At 45.3% G+C, this 10,802-nt stretch carries 10 protein-coding genes, 1 pseudogene and 1 riboswitch; of the genes and pseudogenes, 2 read left to right on the top strand and 9 right to left on the bottom strand.

Features of this window, described 5'->3' with window-relative positions; all coding sequences use genetic code 11:
• The first annotated feature begins 61 nt into the window (after window positions 1-61).
• Both VN379_RS13855 and VN379_RS13850 read left to right on the top strand, forming a co-directional pair.
• Complete coding sequence (locus VN379_RS13855) at window positions 62-535, top strand: hypothetical protein (protein WP_325534800.1); 474 nt, start codon at window positions 62-64, stop codon at window positions 533-535.
• A gap of 429 nt (window positions 536-964) precedes the next feature.
• Complete coding sequence (locus VN379_RS13850; protein WP_325534798.1) at window positions 965-2,539, top strand: recombinase family protein; 1,575 nt, start codon at window positions 965-967, stop codon at window positions 2,537-2,539.
• Between the two features lie 75 nt (window positions 2,540-2,614).
• Here VN379_RS13850 and VN379_RS13845 read toward each other — a convergent pair.
• From VN379_RS13845 to VN379_RS13805, 9 genes and pseudogenes are all read right to left on the bottom strand, one after another.
• A pseudogene (locus tag VN379_RS13845) lies at window positions 2,615-3,067 on the bottom strand (sigma-70 family RNA polymerase sigma factor); the annotation flags it as partial.
• 321 nt (window positions 3,068-3,388) lie between these two features.
• Window positions 3,389-3,982: a spore protease YyaC gene (gene yyaC / locus VN379_RS13840; RefSeq protein ID WP_325534796.1), complete on the bottom strand. Its 594-nt coding sequence runs from the start codon at window positions 3,980-3,982 to the stop codon at window positions 3,389-3,391.
• A gap of 72 nt (window positions 3,983-4,054) precedes the next feature.
• A complete protein-coding gene (locus VN379_RS13835) occupies window positions 4,055-4,624 on the bottom strand; it encodes an HD domain-containing protein (protein ID WP_325534793.1) in 570 nt (189 codons plus the stop codon).
• A 69-nt stretch (window positions 4,625-4,693) separates the two neighbouring features.
• A complete protein-coding gene (locus VN379_RS13830; RefSeq protein ID WP_325534791.1) occupies window positions 4,694-5,539 on the bottom strand; it encodes a metal ABC transporter permease in 846 nt (281 codons plus the stop codon).
• Between the two features lie 11 nt (window positions 5,540-5,550).
• Complete coding sequence (locus VN379_RS13825) at window positions 5,551-6,282, bottom strand: metal ABC transporter ATP-binding protein (RefSeq protein ID WP_325534789.1); 732 nt, start codon at window positions 6,280-6,282, stop codon at window positions 5,551-5,553.
• Window positions 6,283-6,292: 10 nt separating this feature from the next.
• On the bottom strand, window positions 6,293-6,736 hold the full coding sequence (locus VN379_RS13820) for a Fur family transcriptional regulator (RefSeq protein WP_325534787.1): 444 nt from the start codon (window positions 6,734-6,736) through the stop codon (window positions 6,293-6,295).
• Window positions 6,737-6,956: 220 nt separating this feature from the next.
• The gene (locus VN379_RS13815) at window positions 6,957-8,687 is read right to left on the bottom strand and encodes an ABC transporter ATP-binding protein (RefSeq protein WP_325534785.1); all 1,731 of its coding nucleotides are present in this window, start codon (window positions 8,685-8,687) and stop codon (window positions 6,957-6,959) included.
• Window positions 8,688-8,882: 195 nt separating this feature from the next.
• Window positions 8,883-9,551, bottom strand: a complete 669-nt coding sequence (locus tag VN379_RS13810; protein WP_325534783.1) for a C40 family peptidase — start codon at window positions 9,549-9,551, stop codon at window positions 8,883-8,885.
• A 4-nt stretch (window positions 9,552-9,555) separates the two neighbouring features.
• Window positions 9,556-9,694: riboswitch (cyclic di-AMP (ydaO/yuaA leader) on the bottom strand.
• Between the two features lie 99 nt (window positions 9,695-9,793).
• Complete coding sequence (locus tag VN379_RS13805; RefSeq protein WP_325534781.1) at window positions 9,794-10,753, bottom strand: glycosyltransferase family 2 protein; 960 nt, start codon at window positions 10,751-10,753, stop codon at window positions 9,794-9,796.
• Window positions 10,754-10,802: the final 49 nt, after the last annotated feature.

Genomic DNA, 10,802 nt, shown 5'->3' with positions numbered 1-10,802 from the left:
TATCTACATCCCTCTCCACTAAAACTCCCCCAATCAATTATGTATAAAGCGAGTTGATAATATGAGTGAACAACTATTAAAGCAAATACTTAGCGAAATACAAAATGTCAATCAGCGCCTTGATCGTATCGAAACTGATGTTATCACTTTAAAAACTGACGTTTCCGAAATTAAGCCCGATATTTCTAGCCTTGAGAGTCAGATGATCGAAACAAATCAAATCGTCAAAGCCATCCGACACAACACTGAATTTGTCAGTGCTGAAGTTAATGGTCTCAAGATTACTACTGCAAATTTAGAAGCCGTCAAGAGAACGGAAAAAATGATTACTATGATGAATGCCAAAGTTTCCACAAAAGATGATGTTGCTGAATTACGAACTCACATAATCGACGAAATCGACGCCGTTAGAACAGAACTCAAAGAAAATATAACTCAAGTAGAAACTAACGTCCGCGATGACATGAAGTCGCTTTTTGAAATTGCTGGCGAGCATGAAGTCAAGATCCGTACACTGACTAGAAGGCCAGTATAGGTCAAAACCGAACACCCAGAACATATGTTTGATGCTATTATACTCCTTTTCTCTGTTTTGGACAACTAGCGAACGTTTTCTAAAATACGCTATTTTTCGACAAGAAATAAATAACACCGCCCTTGCGGACGGTGTTTACGAACTATTGCAAAGCAGCTTGATGGCCATGCTCCTCATCTCCTCTTGGGTATAATATTTGTTTTATTCTAACATACAAGGTGCTGAATACTGAAAAAGTGACGCCACCTTGATCAATTGCCCCGCAATTCCAAGAATAGACGGGCTGCCTGTTTATGAGATGGGTAATCCAGCGCATACCAAAATAATTATGAGCAGGCATGTTAAAAGCAATGTTCAGGATTAAATAATGGTTATTACCATTTGCCCGAAAGGGCATTTTTGTTATACTACACCTTAGAGGTGATTCTATTGCGACAAAGACACACCCTCACCGATTTAGAGCCGGCCTGCTTCTACCTCCGTAAATCGCGCGAAGACATAGAAGCCGAAGCCCGGGGCGAAGGCGAAACCTTAATGAAACATAAAAAAGCCCTTTTTAAGCTCGCTAAAGATTACAACATCAACGTAACTAAAGTTTTTGAAGAGATCGTATCCGGAGAGAGCCTGGTCCACCGGCCGGAAATGTTGACCGTTTTAAAAGAGGTCGAGGAAAGCAAATGGCGCTCCGTGTGGTGCATGGATGTTGACCGGCTTGGTCGCGGTAATATGCAGGAGCAAGGCCTTATTATTGATACTTTCAAAAACGCTAAGACTAAGATTGTTACGCCGCGAAAAGTCTATGACCTAAACGATGAATTTGACGAAGAGTACACTGAGTTTGAAGCCTTTATGGCACGTAAAGAACTGAAGATCATCACCAGGCGCTTACAAGGTGGTCGGATACGTTCAATCGAGGACGGCAATTATATCGGCACCAGACCTCCATACGGCTATCAGATTGAGAAAACAAGTCATAGCAGGATATTAGTACCCCATCCCGAACAAGCCCCTGTATTGAGGCTGATTTTCGATTTGTACACACACGATGATCCCGAAGTCAGAATGGGCAGCAACAAAATTGCCGCTGAACTAAATCGTTTAGGGCATGCGACATACACCGGCAAGCCATGGGAACCGTCAACCATCGTTTTCATTCTTAAAAATGAAGTCTATACTGGCCAGCTGCAATGGAAAAAGAAAGAACAAAAAAAATCTAAGGACCCCAATAAAAAACACGATACTAAAACGCGCCCCCGCTCGGAGTGGATTGATATTAAAGGCAAACATGAGCCTCTTATATCAAAGGAGCTTTTTAACAAAGCCCAGGCCATACTGAAAGGTAAATATCATATTCCCTATCAACTGATTAACGGAATTACTAACCCACTGGCCGGAATGATTAAGTGCGATATATGCGGCGGATCTATGGTATACCGACCATACACGCACCGGAAACCCCACCTGATTTGTTACAACAAATATTGTCCGAACAAAAGCAGTCGGTTTGATTATATAGAAAGCGGCGTAATATCCTCACTTTATGCATGGTTAGATGAATACCGCGCTCAATGGGGCAATCTCAAGCCCGTAAAGGAAACAGACAACATCTTGAGCATAAGGAAAAAGTCTATTCAGAGCCTAGCAAATGAGCTTAAAGAACTGGTCTATCAGAAAGAACGACTTCACGATCTCTTGGAACGCGGAATATATGACGAGGCCACTTACCTGGATCGATCTCAAAAACTTTCTGAAAGAATCGGCGAAACTGAAAAATCTATTGCGGATACCGAGGTAGCGATCAAAAATGAAACTAAACGCGAGAAGGCCAGAAAAGATATTATTCCGAAACTAGAGAAGGTGCTTGCCGTATACACTAAAACCAAAGAACCTGCCGTTAAGAATCAACTATTAAAATCTGTTTTGGAGTATGCTACGTACCGCAAAGAAAAGAACCAACGTGACGATGATTTCACGTTGGTTCTACATCCGATACTTCCCCGCTAGTCGTGCCACCTCAGGCACGTGGATTGAAACTATACCCCGTATTGCCCAAGTAATTCGCGGCTTAAAGGCTATAAGTAGATAACCATGCAGTGTGAACTCATTTCCCTCTTTGTCGACCCCAATAGGGTCATACAAACTGACCTCAGTCCGAATCCGGCGGGTGCTCCTTAGGTGCATAAGGATTTCATTCTCAATGCACCGGGCAGCATATGTAGCCAACCTGATTTTCTTTGCCGGATCAAACGTGTTGATGGCCTTAATCAGGCCAATTGTGCCAATGGAGATAAGGTCATCAACATCTTCACCGGTGTTGTCAAATTTTTTGACAATGTGAGCTACCAGTCTCAGGTTACGTTCAATCAGGACATTGCGAGCGTCTTCATCCCCACTCTTTAACCGTTGTAGATAGATCTGTTCATCTTTTTCCGATAACGGCAAGGGAAAGGTATTGTTGGCGATATAAGACACTAACAGGGTGATGCCTTTAATTACCGAAGCTGCCAATACCATAATAAACGAAAGGCCCATTCAGTCATTCACCCCCAAAAGTCTGTCGGTTAAATTTTATGGGGGAGACAAGTCGAATGTGCCTGGCAGCAAAAAATATTTATTTGCCGGAAACTTGCATCACCCCCGCAAGTAGCATATAATCCTAATAAGAAATAAATGCTGACTTGCGGGAGTGTGGTTTTTTATGGAACGTTACATTGCCGATATTGGCCTGTTCTTTGCCGGGACATTGATCATACTGTATATGCTGTGGAACAGATTGTTCCCTGAGGACTGAAATAATGAAAAAAGCGGACTTGCACTCTTAAGAGTGGGCAAGCCCGCTTTTTTATATTTTGTTTATTTGGCAGCAGACTGAGTGCAAGCCGGCATAGCCTCAACAATTACAGTGTTGACACAATCAACAAGCGCCTCACTGATCGCTTTGCTCAATTTCATAACTTTGGACAGGGGTGTACTTTGCAGGTCAAGATAGCCAATCTGGCTTTGCGCATTCACGACCCCAATCACCGAGATATCACCAACAGTTGGCAGCCTGTTGCCAACTGCAATACCTGCGGCCAATCCCCCCTGCCAGATCTCAATATTGCCAATCTCATGTGATTTTCCCAAACAGGCATCAATTGCAATAATCAGCGGGTGGTGGTAGCGATGATTGATAATGTTTAAAGTCTCAACAAAGTTGCCGGCATGAACCGGGTGATCAAGTGTGCCATAAACACTGCATTCAGTATGTTCTTCAAGATGAGTGCCTATAAGCGGCCCCAGCGCATCGCCTGTATAGCGATCAGACCCGATGCACAACACCACAAGTGGCCTTAAATTAAGCCCTTCCTGGCATTTTAAGAGCATCATCAGATGATCATACAGTTTTCCGCGGGTATCGGTGTCATAAAGATTAACGGTAAGCTTATTCAGAACATTTTTTGCCATTATCTCTCTCCTCTTAGCTGTCCTCATTAATCTTTATGCACCTCCAATCCGATTTATGTTTAATTCCAGGGTTTAACCTACTAGCGGCAGTTCCTGATATTCAGGCATTTTTACGGCCTGAGCCAGTGCTTTAGTAAGGAAATCAACGTGTTCTTTTATTTCAACATTCATAGCCTCAGCACTGGTGATTATGGTTTCGCGATTAACAGCGCGGGCAAACGCCTTATCTTTCATTTTCTTCATTACCGATTTGACTTCCAGGTTGTCCAGGTTTTTATCAGGACGCACCAAAGCACAGGCGATAATAAAACCGGTCAACTCATCAACAGCCAGCAATGTTTTTTGCAGCAGGGTACGTTCCTGTTCCCACTCCCGGGCATGGCTTTCGACATCTGTGGCAAACTGACTGTCATACCCGGCAGCACTCAGGATCTCTCTTGCATGATGGGGATGATCATTCGGATATTTTTCAAAGTCAACATCATGGAGCAACCCCACGGCACCCCAGTATTCAACATTTTCGCCAAATTTAGCGGCATAGGCCCGCATGGCAATTTCAACCGCCAGGCAGTGCTTTAGCAACACCTCGCTTTGCACATGCTGACGTAAAAGTCCCCAGGCTTGTTGTCTGCTATAATTCACAATAGATCCTCCTTGTTATGTATAGTAAATCTACCCTAATTATACCAAATTTATCCTGTTTAAGACAAGTTAAGGGTAAGTTTGTGTACGCCTGGCAGAACGCCAGGTATAACAAAGCTGGCGGGTAACGGCAATAATTATATAAAAAATGATTGTGGTCATAATGATTGAGCCACCTGGGGCGATGTCTAAATAAAAAGCCGCTGTCAAGCCGCTGATTACGGCTACGATTGCCAATCCTACCGCCCAGGCCATTGTAGCTTTAAAACCTTTTCCCATTTGCTCAGCAGCTGCCACCGGGACAATCATCAGGGCACTTACCATGAGAATACCAACCACCATCATACCGGTGACAACGGTTATGGCCGTAACTATACTTAATGACATATTGACAGCAGCGGTACGGATACCTGCAACCTTAGCCACATCTTCGTCAAAGGACACCAGCATAAGTCTGGTGAAATTACTGAAAACAAACGCGATAACAGTCAGGCCGCAGCCGGCAATCACCACTACATCCTGCCAGGAAACTGTTAAAATACTGCCAAAGAGAAACCCAAGTAAACCGGCACTGGGCATCCGGGTAATGGTGCTGAAGATAATAGCTAAGGCGATTCCCGCATAGAAAAAAACAGCCAAAGCCGTGTCGGCCATCTGGGTTCGCCGGCGCCGTACCAATTCAATGCCTGCCGCACCGGCAATCGTCAAAACGAAGGCTCCGGCCGCCGGATAAATCCCGGCAAGATAGCCGCCGGTCACCCCGGCAAAAGCAATGTGTCCCAGCCCGTCTCCGATCATCGACTGTCGGCGAACCACAACAAACATACCTAATATCGGGCAGATAACGGCAGTAATAATCCCCGCCAAAAAAGCCCGCTGCATAAAATCATATTGAAACATTTCCACTAATGGCATAGTATGCCCTCCTAGCCGGTAAATCCGGAATAATACCATAAATGCTGCATGCTGGCATGGCTGGAGCGAAACTCTTCGCTGTCACCAAAGAAACACAGATGCCGGTTGATGCAAGCCACTTTCGCGGCAAAACGGGTGCCATTTTCAATATCATGCGACACCATGATAATAGTAATTCCCAGTGTACTGTTAAGCTGGCCCAGCAGCTCATAAATCCTGGCACTTGCGGCGTAATCAATACCACTGGTGGGTTCATCCAGCAATAATAGCTGCGGATTACCGGCCAATGCGCGGGCCACCATCACCCGCTGCTGCTGTCCTCCTGACAGTTCACCAATCCGGCGGCCCTTTAGCTGCTCTGCACCGACCATTTCCAGCATATGGTCAACAATATGTTTAGCCCCTTTGGCTGTTAGCTTTCCCCTGGTCCCGGCAAGCCCCAGCGCGACAATTTCCTCGACAGTCGCCGGGAATGCTGCTGTATTCTGGGCATAATGCTGTGGTACATAGGCGATAATACCCTGCTGAGCCGCAGCACGTATGCTGTTATTATCGATCAGGACCTGACCGGCAACCGGCTCAATCAAGCCGGCAATAATCTTCAGCAAAGTGCTTTTACCGGCTCCGTTTGGTCCTACCGCAACAACAAACTCGCCTTGCTGTACAGTAAAAGATATATTGTTTAGGACCATTTCGGTGTTGTTATACCCATAGGTAATGTTATTTAACTTAACTCCAGTCATAATAGCCTCCTTAGGATGCGCCGCACTGGTGGCACACTCCAAATAATTCCAGGTTGTGACGTACTAATTCATAGCCGTGATTTTTCAACATAATAATAAGCTGCGGCTCGATCGGACAATAGTCAATACACTGGGACTTGCCGCACTTGACACATACAATATGGTGATGATGGCTTGTATACACCAACTCATAGCGCACACTGTCTTTACCCATCGCGTTTATCGGGATAAGGGCCCCTAAATCAACTAATATATGTAGATTACGATAGACAGTATCCAAGCTTATCCCTCGATACTGAACTTTCAGCTCTTCCCAAATATCAGAGGCTGATAAAGGTTTATCTGCTTCGATCAGCTTTTCAACCATGGCCTGACGCTGCGCCGTTATCCGGTAACCTTTGTCTTTCAGTTGGCTGACTACAGCCACAGCGTTTATTGCACTAGTAAGAGTCATATTTGCTCTCCTTTAATTGTATTGTTCCGAGAGCCGGTTATAGGCAAGTACACCAAGTGGGTCCAGGCAATTCCTGTTTTAATAAGAATATTCCTATGTAAATGTTATCAGGCTGGCCTACACCTGTCAACTCGAGCCTAAAGCTTACTAGGATTATTCTTATTAGCATAAAAGAATACGGCGGCAAATCTAGCTGCCGCCATAGATTATTTCCATTATTTTACTCGTTTATACGCATCTTAAGATCACTAAGTTCGAATGCCCTGGCATATGAACCGCCTTGGGCGATAAGCTCCTGATGGGTACCTGTTTCAACCACCTTGCCACCGGTTAAATAGACCACGCGGTCAGATGCCATAATGGTAGACATACGATGGGTGATAATAAAGGTGGTCCGCCCCCGTCCGGCCTGCCTGATCGCTGCCATAACCAGTTTTTCCGTGTGCGAATCAAGCGCAGCAGTCGGTTCATCGAGGAGCAATATCGCCGGCTCGGTAATGATTGCCCGGGCGATTGCGATACGCTGCCTTTGACCGCCGGATAAGTTGCCGCCCAGTTCTCCGGCAATAGTATCATAGCCCTGCGGTAACTCCTTAATGAAGTCATAGGCATTAGCCAGCCTGGCTGCCTGATCGACCTGACTCATCGTAGCCGTCGGGCGGCCATAGCGAATGTTCTCGAGAATTGACATATTGAACAATATTGGTTCTTGTTGGATAAAGCCGATATGATGCCGCAGGGCGCTAATCTTAAGCTCTCTGATATTGATACCATCTAAAAAGATCCCCCCCGTGTCCGGGTCATAAAATCGCAATAGCAGATTGGCAAATGAAGATTTCCCGGCACCGCTCGGCCCCACAATGGCAAGTACTTCGCCTGGCTGCGCAGTTACATTAATATTATTAAGTACCTGCCGATCCTGCTGGTAAGCAAAGGAAACGTCCCTAAACTCCACCTGTCCCTGAGCCTGGGATAACTCCAGATTGCCATCAGCCACTACCGGCATTTGTCCGTTAAGCAGCCTGCTGATTCGCTCCCAGGCGACTAAACCCATTTTAAGCTGAGTCAGGGCCTGGCTGATTTTACGCACAGGCATTGGCACATTGATAATATAAACCAGAAAAGCAAACATCCCACCGATGCTAAGGTCCCCGTTAATAACCTCCCGTCCGCCATACCAAACGATAATCGTCAAGCCAATAGCAGCGAGAAACTCAACTAGCGGCACTAGTATGGCGCTTAAGCGTTGAGCTTTGAGCAAATCACCGGCAGCCTGCTGGATCTTGTCGCTGAATTTCTGATATTCATAATCTTCACGGGCATAACTTTGAACAATCATAACCGATACGACCGATTGTTGGATAATCGATGTCACTTTTGCCAGGGTATGTTCAACAAGTGCCCCCAAACGGCCAATTTTATGATTGAAACAGCTGATCGCCACAATGATAAATGGTAAGGTAGCAAAAGTAACCATCGCCAGTTCCCAGTCAAAGTAAATCATGATTGCCATGATTGCCAGAAGATTAAGTGACTCAACAATAACATCAGGAATCCCTACAGTAACGGCCTGTTGAATAAATAAAAGATCATTGGTAAATAATGAGATAAGTTCTCCGGATGGCATCTTCATAAAATAGGCATAATCCATTGACTGCAGTTTAGTAAACATATCCTGCCGCAGTCTGGCCAGCATTTTGTTGCCAGCCTTAGCCATACCGTAACCGTAAAAATAGGAAAACAAACCACGAATAAGATATAATAGCACAATCCCGGCAGTAATAAAGTGCAAAAATGCGATATTGCCACCTGACAGAGCATCATCAATCAGCAGTTTAACTACCAATGGCGCCGCTAAGCCGGCGGCACTGGCGATAACAAAACAAACTACCGCCGTTAGAGCCAGTAGCCAGTAGGGAATTATAAACTTACGCCAGTAAAAAGTAAACATATCTATATCTCCACTAAAGTAATGCGTAATTGGCCACTTCTATTGTGTCAAATACATTAGTAAAATACAAGCATTTATAAAAAAATCCTGCATCCTCAGTAAAGAATTTTGCAGCGCAGGTGGTACATTGCGTTGTATAAACATCTCAGATCAAATAAAAATGGGAAGGCCGACAATGCCTTCCCTGCTGTCAGTTTACATCACCCTGCGGGCGCCGACATAGCGCGGACCCCAATAGCTACTGTTCATGCGGTCAATAGCAACCCCGCGGCTGGACGTAGCACTTATAAACTTGCCATCACCAAGGTAGATTCCACTGTGGGATGCTCCGGAAGCGTAGGTGGTAAAGAACACTAAATCACCCGGCTGGAGCCGGCTGTACGATACAGCTCGTCCGATCTCAAACTGTTCGTCAGCCATTCGCGGTAAATTAACACCGCTCTGGGCAAAAACGTAGCGGGTAAAACCTGAACAATCGAAACCATTAGGGCTTGTCCCACCGAACACATAAGGTACTCCCGTATAACGCATCGATGTCTGAATGACCCGTCGTACTGAAGTGGTGGAAGAATCGCGGCTAACGGGGATATCCCGTCCCATCAGGGCACGATAGGTTTGTGGTCCGATTACGCCGTCAGCTTCAAGACCACGGGCCTTTTGGAAAGCCTTCACAGCGTTGACCGTTACGTCGCCGAAATCACCATCAGCTGCACCGGCATTAAAGCCAAGGCTATTAAGCTGTGATTGAATTGCGGCTACATCTGCTCCCTGATCGCCGGCTTCATATGTATCCGAAGCATAGGCGAAAGCAGCAGTTCCGAAAAAGAAACAAAAAGCGACAATGAACCCGAAAAACTTACGCAAACTGGTTTCTCCTCTCGCTGGCCTCCGAGGTTAGCTGACGGGTTAGGGTTGCAGGCACCCTACTTGAGAAGTTGAACACCTCTCAGGTTTCACCCCATAAATTGGTTCCCCCGTACTTGAGCTGGATTCGGCTTTCTACTTCGCTCACTATGTTATATTCTGTTTAAATTTTAAAATTCCTGCCCAAAATCGTGTTTTTTTTACAATTATTAGGGCAACAAAGCAAGTTTATCTGCAGAAGTTTATTTATCGCTTTTTTCCTTTTGTTGGCTGAGTTCAGCCCTGAGCCAATAGAGCGGGCGCTGCTTTACCTCTTCAAAAATTCTACCGATATATTCGCCAATAATCCCGATCCCGGATAATTGCAGGCCGCCTAAGAGTAATATGCTGGCAGTAATTGTTGTCCAGCCTGGGACAGCTTCGCTAGTAAATAGTCTGATATAGAGAACATGCAGTGTCAGAATAATACTCGCAAATCCCATTGCTATTCCGACATAAAATGCAAAGCGGAGTGGGGTTTTAGAATAAGAGGTGATCCCATCAAGCCCAAAATGCAGCATTCTTCTTAAAGAGAACTTAGATTGGCCGGCAAATCGCTTGGGGGCTACAAATTCTATTTGAGTCTGCCGGTAGCCAATCGCGCTAATCATACCGCGAATAAACCTGGCACGTTCCCGGAAACGGCAGAAGCTGTCTACTACTTTTCTGTCAAGTAACCGAAAATCGGAGCCACCTTCAGCTACGCGCACATTAGACATAGCATTCATCAACTTATAGAACATTCCCGAAGTAAAGCTTTTAAACCAGGAAACGCCCTCAGTGGTAATCCTTACAGTTTGTACAACCTGAAAACCCTCTTCCCATTTTTCCAGGAGCAGCGGGAGCATCTCCGGCGGATGCTGCATGTCACCATCCATGGTAATTACAGCATCGCCTTTTGCATAATCCAAACCACAGGTCAACGCCACCTGATGGCCAAAATTTCGGGCCATAATCAGGGCCCGCACCCGTTTATCCATATTGGCTAACCGCTCTAATATCAGTGGTGTAGCATCATTTGAGCCATCATCAATAAAAATCAGTTCAAAAGAATACGCCAGTTGTTCCATATGTTTAACAACTTCCTGATAAAAGTTGTCGATATTATCTTGTTCATTAAATACCGGTACAACAATCGAGATCAATTGCTTAATTAGACCCATACCCTTCCAGCCCCCCTTGCCACCCATATATTATTACACCATCAGCTGC

This window comes from Sporomusa sp., assembly GCF_035561255.1.
Classification (GTDB): domain Bacteria; phylum Bacillota; class Negativicutes; order Sporomusales; family Sporomusaceae; genus Sporomusa.
The sequence above is the reverse complement of the archived record's forward strand: the minus strand, read 5'-3'. Positions and strand labels throughout refer to the sequence as shown.

Bases quoted from the DNA above. Each gene is read 5' to 3' on its own strand.
- VN379_RS13855 (WP_325534800.1), top strand. From the start codon at position 62: ATGAGTGAACAACTATTAAAGCAAATACTTAGCGAAATACAAAATGTC.
- yyaC (WP_325534796.1), bottom strand. From the start codon at position 3,982: ATGGCAAAAAATGTTCTGAATAAGCTTACCGTTAATCTTTATGACACC.
- VN379_RS13830 (WP_325534791.1), bottom strand. From the start codon at position 5,539: ATGCCATTAGTGGAAATGTTTCAATATGATTTTATGCAGCGGGCTTTT.
- VN379_RS13825 (WP_325534789.1), bottom strand. From the start codon at position 6,282: ATGACTGGAGTTAAGTTAAATAACATTACCTATGGGTATAACAACACC.
- VN379_RS13820 (WP_325534787.1), bottom strand. From the start codon at position 6,736: ATGACTCTTACTAGTGCAATAAACGCTGTGGCTGTAGTCAGCCAACTG.
- VN379_RS13815 (WP_325534785.1), bottom strand. From the start codon at position 8,687: ATGTTTACTTTTTACTGGCGTAAGTTTATAATTCCCTACTGGCTACTG.
- VN379_RS13805 (WP_325534781.1), bottom strand. From the start codon at position 10,753: ATGGGTCTAATTAAGCAATTGATCTCGATTGTTGTACCGGTATTTAAT.